This window comes from Arsenophonus endosymbiont of Apis mellifera (assembly GCF_903968575.1).
Taxonomy (GTDB): domain Bacteria; phylum Pseudomonadota; class Gammaproteobacteria; order Enterobacterales; family Enterobacteriaceae; genus Arsenophonus; species Arsenophonus apicola.
Window position 1 is genome coordinate 149431 of the sequence record NZ_CAJCFU010000024.1, and the last position, 18845, is coordinate 168275.

Annotated in this window: 13 protein-coding genes; 4 read left to right on the forward strand and 9 right to left on the reverse strand. The window is 36.2% G+C overall.

Annotated elements, in window-relative coordinates:
• Nucleotides 1-50: 50 nt before the first annotated feature.
• The 4 genes from wzzE to trxA form a co-directional block, all read right to left on the reverse strand.
• Nucleotides 51-1109 (reverse strand): ECA polysaccharide chain length modulation protein, encoded by a 1059-nt coding sequence (gene wzzE / locus H1X92_RS01655; protein ID WP_180558573.1) that lies wholly within the window; start codon nucleotides 1107-1109, stop codon nucleotides 51-53.
• Nucleotides 1110-1140: 31 nt separating this feature from the next.
• Nucleotides 1141-2223, reverse strand: coding sequence for a UDP-N-acetylglucosamine--undecaprenyl-phosphate N-acetylglucosaminephosphotransferase (gene wecA / locus H1X92_RS01660; RefSeq protein WP_180558574.1), 1083 nt, complete (start codon nucleotides 2221-2223; stop codon nucleotides 1141-1143).
• Nucleotides 2224-2464: 241 nt separating this feature from the next.
• A complete protein-coding gene (gene rho, locus H1X92_RS01665) occupies nucleotides 2465-3724 on the reverse strand; it encodes a transcription termination factor Rho (protein WP_026822640.1) in 1260 nt (419 codons plus the stop codon).
• Nucleotides 3725-4306: 582 nt separating this feature from the next.
• Nucleotides 4307-4633 (reverse strand): thioredoxin TrxA, encoded by a 327-nt coding sequence (gene trxA, locus H1X92_RS01670; protein ID WP_180558575.1) that lies wholly within the window; start codon nucleotides 4631-4633, stop codon nucleotides 4307-4309.
• Between the two features lie 121 nt (nucleotides 4634-4754).
• On the opposite strand from trxA, the gene rhlB reads away from it, so the two are divergent.
• Together rhlB and gppA are read left to right on the forward strand one after the other, a co-directional pair.
• Nucleotides 4755-6041 carry an ATP-dependent RNA helicase RhlB gene (gene rhlB / locus H1X92_RS01675; protein ID WP_180558576.1) on the forward strand — a complete coding sequence of 429 codons (1287 nt, stop codon included), beginning with the start codon at nucleotides 4755-4757 and terminating at the stop codon, nucleotides 6039-6041.
• Between the two features lie 8 nt (nucleotides 6042-6049).
• Nucleotides 6050-7555 (forward strand): guanosine-5'-triphosphate,3'-diphosphate diphosphatase, encoded by a 1506-nt coding sequence (gene gppA, locus H1X92_RS01680; protein WP_180558577.1) that lies wholly within the window; start codon nucleotides 6050-6052, stop codon nucleotides 7553-7555.
• Nucleotides 7556-7580: 25 nt separating this feature from the next.
• Here the strand turns inward: gppA and rep are convergent, their stop codons facing one another.
• Entirely contained in the window at nucleotides 7581-9599 is a 2019-nt protein-coding gene (gene rep, locus H1X92_RS01685; protein ID WP_180558578.1) for a DNA helicase Rep, read from the reverse strand.
• 349 nt (nucleotides 9600-9948) lie between these two features.
• The gene (locus H1X92_RS01690; protein WP_225506781.1) at nucleotides 9949-10836 is read right to left on the reverse strand and encodes a metallophosphoesterase; all 888 of its coding nucleotides are present in this window, start codon (nucleotides 10834-10836) and stop codon (nucleotides 9949-9951) included.
• Nucleotides 10837-12094: 1258 nt separating this feature from the next.
• On the opposite strand from H1X92_RS01690, the gene H1X92_RS01695 reads away from it, so the two are divergent.
• The gene (locus H1X92_RS01695; RefSeq protein WP_180558580.1) at nucleotides 12095-13243 is read left to right on the forward strand and encodes a hypothetical protein; all 1149 of its coding nucleotides are present in this window, start codon (nucleotides 12095-12097) and stop codon (nucleotides 13241-13243) included.
• A gap of 461 nt (nucleotides 13244-13704) precedes the next feature.
• Here the strand turns inward: H1X92_RS01695 and H1X92_RS01700 are convergent, their stop codons facing one another.
• The gene (locus tag H1X92_RS01700; RefSeq protein WP_180558581.1) at nucleotides 13705-14286 is read right to left on the reverse strand and encodes a VOC family protein; all 582 of its coding nucleotides are present in this window, start codon (nucleotides 14284-14286) and stop codon (nucleotides 13705-13707) included.
• Nucleotides 14287-14712: 426 nt separating this feature from the next.
• Nucleotides 14713-16194 (reverse strand): ketol-acid reductoisomerase, encoded by a 1482-nt coding sequence (gene ilvC, locus H1X92_RS01705; protein WP_180558582.1) that lies wholly within the window; start codon nucleotides 16192-16194, stop codon nucleotides 14713-14715.
• A 191-nt stretch (nucleotides 16195-16385) separates the two neighbouring features.
• Here ilvC and ilvY point away from each other — a divergent pair, with 191 nt between their 5' ends.
• Nucleotides 16386-17291: an HTH-type transcriptional activator IlvY gene (gene ilvY / locus H1X92_RS01710; protein WP_180558583.1), complete on the forward strand. Its 906-nt coding sequence runs from the start codon at nucleotides 16386-16388 to the stop codon at nucleotides 17289-17291.
• On the opposite strand, the gene ilvA is transcribed toward ilvY, so the two are convergent.
• A complete protein-coding gene (gene ilvA, locus H1X92_RS01715; RefSeq protein WP_180558584.1) occupies nucleotides 17238-18845 on the reverse strand; it encodes a threonine ammonia-lyase, biosynthetic in 1608 nt (535 codons plus the stop codon). The genes ilvY and ilvA overlap by 54 nt on opposite strands.

Here is an 18845-nt window from a genome sequence, read left to right on the forward strand (position 1 = left end):
CATATTAATAGTTTGTTGAAGTCCCCTATTGTTATATGTTTAGCTAATAATTAGTTTTTGCGTCTTAACAATGCAATACCTACCCCACTCAAGCTACCAATCATTCCCCAAATGACCATCATTAACACTCGACGGGGACTATCACGTTTAACAGGATCTTCTGGCGTTCTTAAATAGCGGTAAGTTTGAAAATTATTCTCGAGAACCGGTTCTACATTTAATGTCGCTAACATCGCTATATTTTGATCATAGCTTTCATCATAATTAGGCCCAGTAGCCTGTAATGTTTCAATTTGTGCTTGTAATAAGGAAGTACCTAATAGAAACATTTCTGAATCAGTTAGTTGATCGATGGGGACATCAACTTTATTACGTGAAATGCCTTGCTTTTGAGCAACTTTTAACGATTGCTGTAAGTTATTTAAACGCCGTTCATAACTGGCCTTTGCGACCATTTCCTGACGTTTAACTAATGTTTTAAAAGATTGCTCCTTTGCTACCCACGCGCCTTTAATTTGCTCATTAAGATTAAAAGTAGCTCGCTTATTGGCAAAAGAAATATATTCGCGTAGTAATTGGTTCGCTTCAGCAGCCGTTTCAGCCACTAATTTTATATTATCATGGAGCATCTTGTTATCATCTCGAGGAGTAAATTGAATATTATCAATAAATTCATCAAGTAATGCAGCATCAGCCTTAGTATTTCCTTCCATGCGTGTTTTATAGTAATCACTATTTAACCAAAATTCTCGTCGGGTATCATAAGAACCAACTTGAGCAGTAAATTCCTGATAAACCTGATTCGCAATGGTTGGTAACTGATTATCTTGCGCTTCATTAATATGCGAATCCAAATTTCGCAAAAATTGCTGTTGGGAATAATATACTCCTAAATTATTAACTGTAGGTAAATCAGTGACAGCATTAGCACTCCATTTTTGTTGCATCATGTAAGAAACGATCAATGCAACAGTCGCAAAAATAAATGCTAAAGAGATAATCCATATTTTTCCCTGCCATAGCGAACAAAATAACCTTCTGATATCTAATTCATATTCAACAGACTGTGAGTAAGAATTAGGTTTGGGTTGTGTTTCTGATTTTGTCACTGGTATGAAACTCCTTTAAACATTTGTTTATTCATTTCGCTATACGTTGCATCCGACGTTTAACCCGTTTCACAAAACGGGCCACTTTCCAAGCACGTTTAATACAGTAGCCATAGATAGCAAATATAAGCAAAAATAATGCCAACATCACCCATTCAGGAATAAAATTTGAACGTTCACCGATCATGCCTATAGCTGCTAAAATAGCGGCCGCTAAAGTAATTAAGATAAAAGCTTGGCTTGAAGTAAAACCTGAACGCATAATCAAATGATGAATATGTTGTCTGTCGGGTGAAAAAGGACTCATTCCTTTACGAAGGCGCCGATACATAATGGCAATCATATCCATCAAAGGAATCGCAATAATCCAAAGGGCAGTCACTGGTTTAATTGAACGTTGCTGACCTTGTGTCGACATCAAAAGCAACCAAATAATGGTGAAACCAATTAATGTACTACCCGCATCTCCCATAAACACTTTATAGCGCTTTCCCAATAAACCTAAATTCAGGAATATATAAGGAAGAATGGCAGCAATAACAGCAAAACACCAAAAAGCTAATGCCATATTGCCATTTTGATAAAGCAAAATACCTAACGCAGCAAAGGAAATACAAGAAAGCCCACCAAGCAGACCATCAATACCATCAACCATGTTAAAAGCATTAACAGCTGCCCAAACAGCAAGTAACGTCGTCAAATAGCTTAAAGGCCCTAATTTTATTTGCCATGGACCAAGGACATAGCCTAAGTTATCTAACGTTAGACCTGCAAAATAAATCATGACAAGCGCAACAATCGCTTGAATAGTTGCTCGAATTTTAACACTAATATCAAAGCGATCATCTAATACACCAACAAATACTAAAATCCCAGCACAAATCAAATACAACCATTTATGTGGAATATATTCGTTTGTAATCATGAATGCTAAACTAATACCAAAAAAAACCGCAATACCACCAACCAAAGGAATTTCTCCCTGATGTGTTTTTCGATGATTAGGTTCATCTACCAGACCAAATCTTTTTGCTATTTTTCTCGCAATAAATATAAAGATCAACGAAAACAAAAAAACCCAAAAAACATCGATTAGTAAATCTAGTGTGTGCACAATATTTACTCGCTTATAATTTTTTTAGACATCATCCACTGAATCCATTTCCATGTATAGACTATAAGTGTACTTTAAGTTAGCGTATATGTAACAATAACAAAACATTTCTATCATCTTGTACCAGCTATTAATAAGCAAAATCTATACCAGAATAGAGACTACTGGATAATAAAAACGAACAAAATAAAACGCCACATAAAAGTGGCGTTTTACAATAAATCATTAAATAAATAGCAATTTAAGAACGTTTCATGAAATCGAAAAATTCATCATTGGTCTTCGTCATTGCTAATTTATTAATTAAAAATTCCATTGCATCAATTTCACCCATAGGATGAATAATTTTGCGCAATATCCACATTTTCTGTAACTCATCAGGTAAGGTTAATAATTCTTCCTTACGCGTACCGGAACGATTATAATCAATCGCCGGGAAAACACGTTTTTCCGCTATTTTCCGCGACAAATGTAACTCCATATTTCCGGTGCCTTTAAACTCTTCGTAGATCACTTCATCCATTTTAGAGCCAGTATCAACTAGTGCTGTAGCAATTATCGTTAGGCTTCCACCTTCTTCTACATTACGTGCCGCACCAAAAAAACGTTTTGGGCGATGCAGTGCATTTGCATCCACCCCACCAGTTAATACTTTTCCAGAGGAAGGAACCACTGTGTTGTAAGCACGAGCAAGACGCGTAATCGAATCTAAAAGAATAATGACATCTTTTTTGTGTTCAACTAAACGCTTAGCTTTCTCTATTACCATTTCAGCAACCTGAACGTGGCGAGATGCAGGTTCATCAAAGGTTGATGCAATGACCTCACCTTTAACCAGGCGTTGCATTTCGGTCACTTCTTCGGGTCGCTCATCAATTAACAACACCATCAAAACACAGTCTGGATAGTTATTGGCAATATTAGCTGCAATATTCTGCAATAACATGGTTTTACCTGCTTTTGGTGGAGCAACAATTAAACCACGCTGCCCACGCCCAATCGGGGCGGCCAAATCCAAAACACGAGCTGTCAAATCTTCTGTTGACCCATTGCCACGCTCCATACGTAAACGGTTATTAGCATGTAGCGGTGTCAGGTTTTCAAACAGGATTTTACTACGAGCGTTTTCAGGTTTATCAAAATTGACTTCATTAACTTTTAGTAGGGCAAAATAGCGTTCGCCTTCCTTAGGAGGACGAATTTTTCCTGATATGGTATCTCCCGTTCGTAGATTAAAACGACGAATTTGACTAGGAGAAACATAAATATCGTCAGGACCGGCTAGATAAGAGCTGTCAGCAGAACGAAGGAATCCAAATCCATCCTGCAAAATTTCTAGCACGCCATCACCAAAAATATCTTCTCCACTTTTAGCATGTTGCTTCAAAATCGAGAAAATAATATCCTGTTTCCTCATGCGGGCTAGGTTCTCTAGCCCCATACTTTCGCCAAGAGTAATCAATTCAGATACCGGCGTATTTTTCAATTCGGTAAGATTCATAATGGTGGGTTCTTAAACTCGGGGTATATTTTTTGAACTATGAACAATAAATAGTATAGCAATCTCTAAATGCCTGTTTAAATAAAAATACAAAAACCTTAACGATTCTTGATGAATATATCAATTTCATTAGGATATAAATTCATGTTGTAGCAGTAATTTGTTAATTTACTACCTTCGATAATACTCTTTATACAGCAAAGACAGAATAAGACTATAAGAATTCATCTCAAAGTTGATGAGAAAATCTCACTTTATACTTCTTAGGCCCTACACAACAGCACCAAGCAAATAACAAATGGAACATGTCTGTCTAAAAGAATTATCTCTATGGGAGTCAATGGAATTCAAACCATTGTAGGATATAGATTATCCAGAGATAACAAATATGTCTATACATAATAGCATATTCAATATGTACACATTAAGATAAAAACGCGTATCATATTAAGTAATGGCGCTAAGTTACCATGCTTCAAAGCAGACGTCTAGCTATGAATCGCATAAAAAGCAGACGTCAAACAGGAAATTGAGAAAAAATATTGGCCTACTAAACGTCTGTTGTTAATATTTTATGGAAAATTATAAGTATTTGTCTAAAAATTCTTTTAATTGAGTTTTAGACAGAAGACCAACTTGCTGGCCAATCTTCTCGCCATTTTTAAAAAGCATTAAAGTAGGAATGCTACGAATAGCATATTTAGCCGCTATATCACTACTTTCATCAACATTCAATTTGGCAATAATCAATTTAGCTGTATATTCATCAGCAATTTCGTCTAAAATAGGGGCGATCATTTTACAAGGGCCACACCATTCAGCCCAAAAATCAACTAATATTGGTTTTTTTGCATCTTTGATTGTTTTTTCAAAATCAACAGCAGATAGATGAATAACTTTGCCGCTCATTGCGATACTCCAAGGATCAAGTTTTTATGTCGTTTCAGTCTAACATTAATTTAACCATGTTTGCTTTATTTCAAACAATCTTCTTTCATAAAGCAACCGTTAACTGATATTCTAACACACTATGAGTAAAACACATTTGACAGAAAAGAAGTTTATAGACTTCGCCCTACACCCTAAAGTTATTGAAGCCCTTAATAAAAATGGCTTTCATAATTGTACGCCGATACAAGCGTCAACATTGCCTTTTACTGTCGAAGGCCGTGATGTTGCGGGGCAAGCACAAACAGGAACAGGTAAGACATTGGCTTTTCTTACCTCAACATTTCATTATTTACTTACACATCCAACAAATACAGAACGTCAAGTTAATCAACCGAGAGCGCTAATTATGGCTCCTACACGGGAATTAGCCGTTCAGATATATTCTGATGCAAAAGAATTAGCCGCTATAACAGGCTTAAAAATGGGCTTAGCTTATGGTGGTGATGGCTACGACGAACAACTGCATGTGCTCCAATCGGGAGTAGATATTCTCATCGGTACAACCGGGCGCTTAATCGATTATGCTAAACAAGGCCATATTCATTTAGGACTCATTCAGGTGGTTGTACTTGATGAGGCTGACCGCATGTATGATCTTGGTTTTATTAAAGATATTCGTTGGCTATTTCGTCGAATGCCACCCGCCACCCAACGCTTAAATTTACTTTTTTCCGCAACACTTTCTTATCGTGTTCAAGAACTGGCATTTGAACAAATGAATCAACCGGAATATATTGAGGTAGAACCTCAACAAAAAACAGGTCATCGCATTAAAGAAGAACTTTTCTATCCTTCTAATGAAGAAAAAATGCGTCTGTTACAAACGTTAATCGAGGAAGAGTGGCCCGAAAGATGTATAATTTTTGCTAATACTAAACATCGCTGTGAAGATATCTGGGCCCATCTTGCTGCTGATGGTCACCGTGTTGGCTTACTGACTGGCGATGTGGCACAAAAAAAACGGCTACGTATTCTTGAACAGTTTACTCAAGGCCATTTAGATATCTTAGTTGCAACAGATGTTGCCGCCAGAGGTTTACATATCCCATCTGTCACGCATGTATTTAATTACGATCTACCTGATGATTGCGAAGATTATGTTCATCGTATTGGCCGTACCGGACGAGCGGGTGAAAGCGGTCATTCGATTAGTTTGGCTTGTGAAGAGTATTCTTTAAATCTACCTGCTATTGAAGAGTATATTCAGCATCAAATTCCTGTCAGTAAATATAACAGTGAGGCATTATTACAAGATTTACCGATGCCAAAACCACGTCGTCGTCCGCTTACTAACGGCACACGTCGAAACAATAGTAGCCAAAGCAGACAGAATAATTCACGCAACAATCGTAAACGTCCGAGCTAATAAACATTATGTTAAAATCATCGCTTTACGCAGCAATTGATCTCGGTTCTAACAGCTTTCATATGTTAGTAGTGAGAGAAATTTCTGGTTATGTACAGACTCTTGCCCGCATAAAGCGTAAAGTCAGACTGGCCGCTGGCCTTGATGAAAGTAATTATTTATCTCAACAAGCAATGGATCGTGGCTGGCAATGTTTGCATCTTTTTTCTGAGTATTTACAAGACATTCCTACTGAACAAGTGCAAATTGTTGCTACGGCAACACTTCGTCTCGCTAAAAATGCCGACCTTTTTATTAAGCAAGGAGAAAATATTCTCGGGCATCCTATCAGGATTATTACTGGAGAAGAAGAAGCTCAACTGATTTATCAGGGGGTAGCATATACTTCTGGCGGTTCAGATAAACGATTAGTGATAGATATCGGCGGTGGCAGTACTGAAATTATTACCGGTACCCATGTTAAACATAGTCAACTTGTTAGCCTTAATATGGGTTGCGTTACTTGGCTTGAACGTTATTTTAAAGATCGTAATTTGACCGAAGAAAATTTTGCCCACGCTGAAATTGCCGCCCATAAGATTATTAAACCTATCGCGAGCCGTCTTATTAAGCAAGGTTGGCAAATTTGTGTCGGTGCTTCAGGTACAATACAGGCTATTCAAGAAATTATGCTGGCAGCTGGTATGGATGAACGTATTACGCTAGATAAATTACAATCATTAAAAAAAGCGGCGATCACCTCCGGAAAATTAGAAGAATTGGAAATCAAAGGGTTAACGTTAGAACGTGCGCTGGTTTTTCCCAGTGGTTTAGCTATTTTAATTGCCATATTTGCAGAATTAAAAATCGATTATATGATATTAGCAGGCGGAGCATTGCGTGAAGGGTTAATCTATAACATGCTTGATCTCCCTGCAAAACAGAATATACGCGCTGTTACACTGGCTAATATTCAACATCGTTTTCAAATTGATATCGAGCAGGCTAACCGGGTAAAGAGGTTAACAGAATATTTCTATTCACAATTAAAGAAAAGCTTTTATCGTGATAATCACCAAGTTGATGAGCTATTAAAAGGCGCTAGCGCGTTGCATGAAATTGGCTTAAGTATTGATGCTCGTCATGTTAATAATCATGCCCATTATCTCATCAGCCATCTGGATATGCCAGGTTATACACATACACAAAAACGCCTGTTAGCGACTTTGCTAAAAAACCAAACTGGCCCGATTGAGTTAACAGAATTAACCCAACAAAATGCGATCCCAGTCCAACATGCTATTCTTCTTTGTCGGCTTTTAAGACTGGCGATTATTTTTACTCTTCCACGTCGTGACAATACCATGCCGTTATTACGTCTTAGAGCAAATAAAGAAACCTTAATCCTTACGTTACCCCATCAATGGTTATTGGAGCATCCACTTTGTTATGAAAATTTACAACAAGAAATCCAATGGCAAAGTAATATCAATTGGCCTTTGCTACTAGAAGAACAAACTGAATTAACTCAATAATCTCAATCTTTTTAATAAGCAGAATTTATTTTTTATTTAACCCCAATCTGGCTCTGATATCAGCAATAGCAGACTGCCCTTTTTCCATTCGCTGTTCGGCTGTCACTATTTTTTTATTTTTCTCCCAGATCAAATCATCTTGCGGTAATTCTTGTAAAAAGCGACTGATTTCGGGTCGAATAAGCTCACCATATTGCCGTCGCTCTCGACAATGGGTAAAAAATATCTCCCGTTGAGCACGGGTTATGCCAACATAAGCAAGCCGGCGCTCCTCATCGATATTATTTTCATCAATACTAGTTTGATGAGGTAATAAACCTTCTTCCATACCAACTAAAAAAACGTAAGGAAACTCCAGTCCTTTAGAGGCATGCAGAGTCATTAATTGCACTTGATCTACATCTTCGGCTGTTTCACCACGCTCCATCATATCCCGCAAGGTAAAGCGTGATACAACCTGCGATAACGTCATCGGTTCATCAATATCATTGCCATTGATCATTTCATCCATCCAGCCAAATAATTGATTAACATTCTTCATCCGCATTTCAGCCGCTTTGCTACTATTTGATGTTTCATATAACCAACTTTGGTAATCAATGTCATGCAGAAGATCTCTCACCGCCAGCAGTGGCTCGCGTTCAGCTCGCTTAGCAATTTCAGCTAACCAATGGGTAAAATGTTGTAATGCCGTCAAGCCGCGTCCAGTTAATGTTTGTTCAAGGCCGACATCAAAACTGGCTGCAAACAGGCTTTTTTGGCGCAAAATCGCCCATTCACCTAATTTCTGAATTGTTTTCGGCCCAATTTCACGTTTAGGTGTATTAACTATACGGAGAAAAGCGCTATCATCATCAGAATTAGTCAGTATTCGCAAATAAGCTAAAATATCTTTAATTTCTGCACGTGAAAAAAACGAAGTTCCACCGGAAATACGGTAAGGAATACGATTTTGTAACAATAATTTTTCAAATAGACGTGATTGATGGTTACCGCGATATAAAATAGCATAATTTTTATACTGAGTCTTATTGATAAAATGGTGAGCAACCAATTCGCCGATCACACGCTCGGCCTCATGATCTTCATTGTTAGCAGTGATAACTTTTAATGCTTCACCATAACCCAATTCAGAAAATAATTTTTTATCAAAAACATGCGGATTATTAGCAATCAATATATTAGCTGCTTTCAGAATACGACCAGAAGAGCGATAATTTTGCTCTAATTTAATCACTTTAAGCTGAGGAAAATCGGTTTTTAGTAAGGTTAAATTTTGCGGTTGGGCACCACGCCAGGAATAAATCGATTGATCATCATCACCAACAACCGTAAAACGTCCACGTTTACCTACCAACAATTTAACCAGTTGATACTGGCTGGTATTGGTATCTTGATATTCATCTACTAGTAGATAACGGATCTTTTGCTGCCAACGCGAACGTACTTCTTCATTCTCATCCAGCAAACGGGTCGGTTTAGCAATTAAGTCATCAAAATCAACCACATTACAACTTGATAAATGTAATTCATAACGTCGATAACATTCAGCGAACCGCTGTTCCTGTTCCGATTTTACTTGTGCCATCACTTGTCTGGCGGTTAATAGCTCACTCTTCCAGTTAGAGATTATTGACGCCAACTGTCGTAATAGATCTTTATCTTCTTCCAGTAAATCAAAGGTTAGCTCTTTCAGTAGCACCATTTGATCGTGTTCATCAAATAATGAAAAATTGGCCTTTATGCCTAATGCATTATGTTCCCGTTTAATAATTTCCAATCCTAAGGTATGAAAAGTAGAAACCATTAATCCTCTGGTTTCTTTTTTCCCTAAGGTTTGCCCGACACGCTCCTTCATTTCTCTAGCTGCTTTATTGGTGAAAGTGACCGCCACCACCTGACGCGGTAAATAGCCACAATGACGAATTAAGTAGGCAATTTTATTAGTAATAACCCGGGTTTTACCTGACCCTGCTCCAGCCAAGACTAAACAGGGGCCGTCAACATATTCAACTGCTTGTTGTTGATTGTAATTTAATCGCATAGCGTGTTAGTTGACCACTTTTCCATTATTTGTCGTAAGGTAAAATTGTATCAGAAAGCAAACCAGTAAAAAATGGCATAAAAAACCCGCTATTTAATGATGAAAAATACAACGGGTAAAATATCGATCTTTAAAAAATCTATGGGGGCACCATCGATTAACTCGTTAGTGAAGATTATCCGCAACCCAATCTTTGTAACAGTGTCATATTCTATTAGAATATCGAAATAGCCAAAACTAAAAGTTATACCCTAAGCGATTTTCATAGAAAAAACTATAGTTTCAAAGATACGTTTATAGCCTAAAGCGTAAGTTACTAGTTACTATTCAGATTCGGTTGTTAATCCAATTAGAATGTTTTTATATAATTAGCCTTACCAGATGAACCATTATAAACATGGACCTTTAAATCGCGCCCATTTACATCAACGACAAGAAAATCACCTTTAAATAATGCGCCGCTATTATAAACTTTAACATTGCCAAAAAATTCATGCCTCCCATAAGGGTTCTCTTGGGCAACTTGGTGTGTATGACCAATAAAAACAGCTCTAACATCATAATCACTCATAAAACGTCTAAATCTATTTTTTTCTTCAGTACTACTATTGTGAATAAAATGCTCAGTACCATCATGTAAATTTATTACGATGGACTTGCCTCTTTGCTTGGCGCTTTTTAGATCAGATTCTAACCAATCCATCGAGCTGGTTACACTAATTGTTTTTTCTATCCAATGATCTAGTTCTACGTGATAAGTTGGATAATTCTGTAACTGTACATAATGAATATCACCATAATCCCATGAATAAGCCTTACTTCCCCAATAGATACCACTATCGTATGAAAAATTAATTGAAGAAGGATAATCTCGGTACTCTTCTATTCGAGAATGCATATCAAATACCATTCCTCTAGCACAGGCATTGTAGCTAAAATCAGCATTATCCTGTTCTGTACAATCACCAACATTGTTTTGATAATCATGATTACCTAATCCAACGTAAACATTAAAAGTTAACGCCTGAGGCGAAAAAAAGGTACGATAGCTTTCCCTTTGAGATCTACGCCCATATTCTGTTAGATCTCCATTAATAATGCCAAATGGAACAAGAAGATCTACATTCAACATAGTAATACTCAATCGCACCAAACTTAATTTATCATGCCATCTATTGCTATCATTATTAGGCTCATTATCCGCTAATGCTAGACGCCATGCTTGAGGATCTGACATAACAAAAATACTGTATCTAGAACTAGAATTAATTGATTCAATTTTATTTTCCATATTTTAAATCTCCCTTATAGTATTATGAAAAGTATAATGTTACAGAGGATTAAAAATATATCACTCTAAAAATCAATAAAATTAATATAAATTAACTACAAAACTACAGGATAATTTTTGTCATGAATGAATAATTGTTTTATTTACTATATAAAAATTTATCTTCTTATTTTAAGTAATTTTTATTTTTTCAAAAATTCTAAAACCGAGCCACACCGGTTCGCTTTATGTATCACTTTCGTTGCACTTTTAGTCATTATTATAAATACCATACGTTTTACGCATCGGATGTAACTAAAAAGTAGCCAAAAAAATAAAAATGGGCACTATTGCAAAATCTATTAATACCAAAACTAGAATAGTGCAGATTCTGAAAATAAAACCCGACAACTCTAGCTGGTTATTTTCAAAGAAAAAACAATGAATATTGAATTCATAGATAAATTTAAAAATTCTTATAGCACGATAATGACTCTAAACCATGAGTATAACTTAACAATATTTTTAAAATATGATATAAATATAGTTAGATAAAACTATAATAAAAAATAATATAAATAAACATATTTATATTTTAGATATACAAATTAAATAATTTTTTTAATTTATATAAGTTTTTTATTAATTTCACTATTATAAATAATAATTATCTATAACACATTAGTATATAAGCATTCAATTTTTCATTAGTAAAAATCACCACGAGTGATATTATTATTTATCTAAACATATATGAATAAAAAATTAAATAAATACTAAATTATCTTAATTTACGCTTTAATTATAATTAATAGAAACTACTCTTATTAATAATATGCTATTCTAGCACTTACTATTTTTCCAAAAAACATCATAAATTAATTTCACTAATGCCTTATTATTTTTTTGTTTTTAACTTTGCTATTTAAAAACAACGTCATTAACTTTAAAGTTAATTAAAAAAACATTTCATTATAAATGAATAATTTTTCATTTTAAAAAATCAATAACAAATGAATTATTAAGATAATATTACCTATTATTAATATATAATATTTTTCATCTAATTAAATAATATTTCTTAGTTATTATTTATATTTTCATCTATTTTACTTCTTAATAAATAAACATTTTTTATTTTTTTGATACAGTTACTTTAGTTATTAATTCATTATCAATAGTAGTTAATAACACCATTTCCTATTTCTATTATTGTGAGATAATTATGAGTGTATGGGATAATTTTTGGCGCTTAGATACACTTGATATTGGTTTTTATGACAATACTTCCGCTCAAAGGGCGACTATTTATGCGAATGAAAAAAATCAGGTTGAATTTTATATTAAAGTTAAAATTGTTGATAAAAACAACAATCCGCTCGATATCCCTGATAAAGAGTTAATCAACAATATCTATTTAGTCCATTATGCCGATGGCAATACGAATCTCCACCCATGGAAAGCAACAAGTAACAAAAATGATTATGCTAAAGTTGTCGCCTGGAATGCCCAATTAAGTGAGCCAAAAATTGAAACTTATGCAGGTGAAAAGATGGTAAAATACTATCTTTCCGCATCAGAGTCTAATCGTAATCTTGATATTAGTGCAGGAATTTATATTCCAGGCGTCGGCCAGTTTGATACTAGTCAAAATGGCACAAACACCAAAAATGGACCGCGAGGAGAATCAGGCTCGGTATTTGTTTCCCCTAAATATAAACAGGTTAAATCTATTCCTGCTATTGATTATAGCAAACCTGAAAATATAGAAGTAAAAGAAATACCCACAGCCATCAATAATTTTAAAGAAATTATGTCCGATGGATTAGTTCAGCAAACCAATTTTGCTTGGCCAGCAACGGGCACATGGCATGTAGGACAGAGTTCAAAAGCACAGTTTACTATTCACCCTAAACTGAATAAAAATGATTATGTATTTCATAGAGGCGATCCTCGCCGAAATAATGTAAATTTATCCACATGCCGATTCCCCGCAGCACCTGATATGATCCGCGGCACAGGAGGGAATAATTTTGATGCGCAATTTGTATTTGTTAATCGAGGAGCATATGGTGTACTAAATGATAGTAAATTTGCTGCTGTCACAGGAGCTAATGGTCAATATGAATATATCATTGGCAAAAACGATGGTCGTCATCATTGGACACAAACATTGAAATATGGCTATATTACTGTTGATATTTATAATCATCGCATTCCATGGAGTGGCATGAGTAAACTTAAATGGAGTGACGCGGGTAAAATAATTGAAGTCGATGTGACTGATAATTATGGTAATAGTGGTGTCATTACGATTTCAGCGATTAAAGATGGTAATGAACGTTGGCCGGGTTTTTATATTAACGGACAATAACTCTGTTTATCAGTAAATAAATAGATATTCTCGGTTTTATTGCATTAATATTAAGATTTTAATTTTTATTACGCTGTATGAATTATTAGACAATTAAAGCGTAAAATATGCTTATTGAATAGAGAGTTTGTCCATTGATAAAATTTGTTATTTATGGCGCATGTGTAGTGTCTCTATCCTTTACAATAAAATCTATGCAGTACCATAAGTTTTAAATGTGTGCATCTCGCGCTAGTGTTTTTAATAAATCGATGCTCTTACTCTACAAAGTTATTTTTATAACGGCATTGCCAATTTTTTTATCTTTAATCGGACTTATTTAATAACTTGATTGCTGTCCTAATTGCCATACTACTATCGATATTCTTTACTATTGGATAAAAACATAGGTCAATTACTTTTCTTATAAAACAATAAACAGATTTCTTATTGCGGTTTTTACATAACGCAAACAAAAATCTCTATTCACCAATATCAGAATGACCCAGCTCAAACTCCCACTGAATTCTATATTTATCTATAAAATAAAAATATCTTATTTTACCAACTATATCACATACATTCTGTTTTGCTGTTTGATTATTTTCCGCTTCATTGTCAATAAATTGAAATTCAGCGGGTGTAATATTATCGATTTTATATGGCTTATAGTCTTCATGATCAGTAATTAATTTTGTATCCGGCATATTTTTAATATGGAAATAAGCATCATCAATATTATCTACTTTCAGACAAATATGTCCTATGCCTCCTATATCATTACTGAATTTTTCTGCGGTATTACTTTCTTTTCCTAATGGTGAATGATATTGCATTAACTCAATATAAATTGCTGTATTAGGAATTTGTAAAAATGAAATTGTGACATCAACTTCCTCAGGAGATTGCATAAATCCAGCTGATTTAGCAAAACCAATATTTTTAAAATGGGGAAATATTTGTACCTGTTTAGCTGAAAAAAGCTTTTTATAGTATTCAACCGCTGACGGCAAATTATCCACAACAACATTAATATGACCTAAACCAATAACTTTAAAGATCATACTTTCTCCTTAGCAAAATATCTAAATACCATGGTATACATAGCAATGACTATTAGATTAATTATGATATTGGTTGCAAAAAAATTAGCAATATTCAGATTAAGGTGGCGAAAAGCCAGCCAAAACTTTAGAGTCAGTATAATTAGCGGAAAGCACCAAGTCACGATACTAACTCCTAAAAAACATCTATGTGTTCTTCTGGTTACAAAATTAATACGACATAAAATAATACAGCTCTTACTCAGAGCATTTCTATAAAAATATAATCAAGTGATATTATTTTAATTTATTGATTAAAAAAAATTTTATATTAATAGTACCTATATAGAGTACTATTAATAGCTAAATCTAGTACTATAAGTACTTTTCATAAATAATAATGGCTTAACTACATAATTATTTAGTTGATATAACCAACTCTATAGCCTATTTTAATCTAACAGCTTCAATGCGTTTCATGCCAATCATATAATTACGCAGCTTTTTACCTATGATCTCAATAGGATGATTACGGATCGCTTCATTGACAGCCTGCAATTGCTTATTGTCAATATGACTAACAGGCATACTTTTTGCTAAGTCGCCTGGCTGTAAAGCCGCCATAAAATCTTTCAGTAAAGGTATTGCTGCAAAAGCGAATAGATAATTACCATATTCGGCAGTATCGGAAATAACGACATTCATCTCATATAAACGCTTACGCGCAATAGTATTCGCGATCAATGGTAATTCATGTAACGATTCATAATAAGCAGACTCTGCGACAATACCTGCTTGCAACATAGTCTCATAGGCTAATTCAACGCCAGCTTTGGTCATCGCGACTAATAAAAGACCATGGTCAAAATAATCCTGTTCTAAAATTTCTTCCTCATAGGCAGGATAATTTTCAAACGCCGTTTGCCTTGTTTCTGCCCGCCAAGTGAGTAAATCTTTATCATTATTTTGCCAATCTGCCATCATGGTCGCTGAAAATTTGCCGGACATAATGTCATCCATATGTTGCTGAAATAATGGCGCCATAATTGTTTTTAGTTGTTCAGATAATGCAAATGCCCGCAATTTAGCTGGATTAGATAAACGATCCATCATGAGCGTAATGCCACCTTGTTTTAATGCTTCGGTGATTGTTTCCCAGCCATATTGTATTAATTTTCCCGCATAACCCGGTTCGACACCCGCTGCAACCATTTTGTCGTAACACAACAATGAGCCGGCTTGTAGCATGCCACATAAAATAGTCTGTTCACCCATCAGATCTGATTTTACTTCGGCCACAAAAGAGGACTCCAGTACACCAGCGCGATGACCGCCTGTGGCAACTGCCCAGGCTTTGGCAATACTAATCCCTTCACTTTGCGGATCATTTTCCGGATGAACAGCAATCAGCGTTGGCACGCCAAAACCGCGCAGATACTCTTCACGCACTTCAGTACCCGGGCATTTTGGCGCAACCATAACAACGGTAATGTCATGGCGGATCTGCTCACCCACTTCAACAATATTGAAACCATGAGAATAACCTAATGCAGCACCCTGCTTCATTAATGGTTGAATGGCCTGCACGACAGCAGAGTGTTGTTTATCCGGTGTTAAATTGATAACTAAATCCGCTTGTGGAATTAATGTTTCATAACTACCCACGGTAAAACCATTTTCTATCGCCTGACACCATGAAGGGCGCTTTTCATCAATAGCTTCTTTGCGCAATGCATAAGCAATATCCAGTCCGGAATCGCGCATATTTAATCCCTGATTAAGACCTTGCGCACCACAGCCAACAATCACAATTTTTTTATCTTTTAAATAAAGGGATCCATCAACAAATTCATCACGAGCCATAAAACGGCATTGACTTAATTGTAATAATTTTTGGCGCAGATTTAAGGTATTAAAATAATTAGCCATTGATTAATTTCCCTTATAACTTCAGTATGTTATGGTATATTTTCTATTATTTTATTGTCAGATTACTTAACAAAAAAGTATCGCTATGATTACTATATGTGATCAAATATATTGCGTAAATTGATATATTTAAAATATCATATTGCAAAAATTGCAATATTGATTTATCACTTTTTATCACAGGAGGCGTGATGGATATTCGCGATCTAAAGCTATTTTTACATCTAGCTGATAGCTGTCACTTCGGACGCACGGCTAATGCAATGCATATCAGTCCATCAACATTATCTCGCCAAATACAACGCCTGGAAGAAAGTTTTGGTCATATTTTATTTATGCGTGATAATAGAAGCGTAAGCCTCACCGAGGCAGGAAAACAATTTAAACAATTTGCCCAACAAACACTGCTTCAATATCAGCAACTTCGCCACTCACTTAACCAACAGAGCGCGTTATTGACCGGCGAATTACGCCTTTTTTGCTCAGTCACTGCCGCCTATAGTCATTTACCTAAGATCCTGGATAACTTTAGGTTAGAAAATCCTTTAATCGAAATTAAATTAACCACTGGCGACGCAGCGGATGCCGTCAATAACGTTGCTAGACAAGTTGCCGATTTGGCGATTGCCGGTAGACCTGAAAAATTACCTGATAATATGTTATTTAACAAATTAGGCGAAATTCCGCTCGTCTTGATAGCTCCATCACTTGCTGGCACAATTCGGCAACAAGTTTCACAACCGCAACCGAACTGGCAACAAATCCCTTTTATCCTGCCAGAGCACGGACCTACCCGCAAAAAAATAGAGCTTTGGTTTCAGCGCCATGCTATTAATAATCCAGTAATTTATGCTACCGTGTCCGGCCATGAGGCCATTGTATCGATGGTAGCACTCGGTTGCGGTATTGCATTAATACCCAAAGTGGTCGTTGATAATAGCCCAGAATCTGTACGCGATCGTATTTGGCAACTTGATCCTATTTCACTGGTTGAACCTTTTGATATTGGCATTTGTGTTTTAAACAAACGCCTTAATGAACCATTAGTTCGGGCATTCTGGCAATTGCTGCCTGATACCACTTTGCGCAGTCAATAATTGACTTGGCGGCGCTAAAAAGAATTGGAATGAGGCATTATTGCTTTCATCACGATGCTCATAACCCAATGCAGCAAGATGACGCTCAAAAAGGGCTTCTGAACCAGATAGTTCAAAGGCCGCCAAAACACGCCCATAATCAGTGCCATGACTACGATAATGAAAAAGTGTAATATTCCAATAAGTGCCTAACGTTAGTAAAAACTTCAGCAGTGCGCCAGGAGACTCAGGAAAGACAAAGCTTAATAGCCGCTCATTGAGTGGCTTTGACGGACGTCCGCCCACCATGTAACGTACATGGAGCCTGGCCATTTCATCAAGGGAAAGATCAGCTACGCCATAACCGGCTCGTCGTAAATCTGCAACAATATCAGCACATTCATCAACCCCATAGCTCAATCGAACTCCAACAAAAATAGACGCTTGCTTTGAATTTATGTCGTTATAACGATAATTAAATTCTGTCACACTACGCTCACCCAATATTTGGCAGAAGCGCAAAAAACTGCCTTTTTGCTCAGGAATGGTAACAGCTAACAATGCTTCTCGTTGTTCGCCTAATTCACAACGTTCTGAAACATAACGCAAGCCATGAAAATTGATATTGGCGCCCGATAAAATATGGGCTAAACGTTCAGCTTTTATACCATGCTGCTGAACATATTTTTTCAAACCTGCCAACGCCAATGCACCTGCTGGCTCTGCTACAGCGCGTACCTCTTCAAATAAATCTTTAATGGCAGCACAGATATTATCACTATTAACCGTAATAATATCATCGACATATTTTTGACATAGACGAAAAGTTTCATCGCCAATACGCTTAACGGCTACCCCTTCAGCAAATAAACCCACAGTAGGTAAATCTACCGGATGACCCGCTGCTAAAGCGGCTTTGAGGCAAGCTGCATCTTCGGTCTCAACAGCAATAATTTTAATATCAGGCATTAGTTGTTTGAGTAGGATCGCAATACCAGCAATCAATCCTCCGCCGCCAACGGGCACAAAAATACGATCAAGGTGAGGAGCTTGTTGTAACAATTCCATCGCTACCGTTGCTTGACCTGCAATGACTGCCGGATGATCAAAAGGTGGCACATAGGTGTATCCCTTCTGATGCGCAATTTCGATAGCTTTTGCTTTTGCCTCATCAAAATTCGCCCCATATAAAAGCACCTCAGCCTGTAAACATCGAACAGCATCAACTTTGATATCTGATGTGGCTAATGGCATCACAATTAGTGCCGGGATCCCCATCCGACTGGCAGATAACGCAACACCTTGTGCATGATTACCAGCCGAAGCGGTAATAACACCACTCGCTCGCTGCTCGGCTGACAAACTAGCAATCATGTTATAAGCGCCACGTAGCTTAAAACTATGCATTAATTGCAGATCTTCACGCTTAACAAAAATTGTATTATCAAATCGCTCAGAGATTTTTTTCATCTCCTGTAATGGGGTGACTTGTGCAACTTGATAAACGGGTGCCTTTAGTGCTGCGCTTAAATAATCCGCAGCTGAAGGTGAACTCTGCAAACAAGACATCACCAT

Coding starts and splice junctions, on each gene's coding strand:
- rho (WP_026822640.1), bottom strand. CDS start 3,724: ATGAATCTTACCGAATTGAAAAATACGCCGGTATCTGAATTGATTACT.
- trxA (WP_180558575.1), bottom strand. CDS start 4,633: ATGAGCGGCAAAGTTATTCATCTATCTGCTGTTGATTTTGAAAAAACA.
- rhlB (WP_180558576.1), top strand. CDS start 4,755: ATGAGTAAAACACATTTGACAGAAAAGAAGTTTATAGACTTCGCCCTA.
- gppA (WP_180558577.1), top strand. CDS start 6,050: ATGTTAAAATCATCGCTTTACGCAGCAATTGATCTCGGTTCTAACAGC.
- rep (WP_180558578.1), bottom strand. CDS start 9,599: ATGCGATTAAATTACAATCAACAACAAGCAGTTGAATATGTTGACGGC.
- H1X92_RS01690 (WP_225506781.1), bottom strand. CDS start 10,836: ATGTCAGATCCTCAAGCATGGCGTCTAGCATTAGCGGATAATGAGCCT.
- H1X92_RS01695 (WP_180558580.1), top strand. CDS start 12,095: ATGAGTGTATGGGATAATTTTTGGCGCTTAGATACACTTGATATTGGT.
- H1X92_RS01700 (WP_180558581.1), bottom strand. CDS start 14,286: ATGATCTTTAAAGTTATTGGTTTAGGTCATATTAATGTTGTTGTGGAT.
- ilvC (WP_180558582.1), bottom strand. CDS start 16,194: ATGGCTAATTATTTTAATACCTTAAATCTGCGCCAAAAATTATTACAA.
- ilvY (WP_180558583.1), top strand. CDS start 16,386: ATGGATATTCGCGATCTAAAGCTATTTTTACATCTAGCTGATAGCTGT.
- ilvA (WP_180558584.1), bottom strand. CDS start 18,845: ATGGTGATGTCTTGTTTGCAGAGTTCACCTTCAGCTGCGGATTATTTA.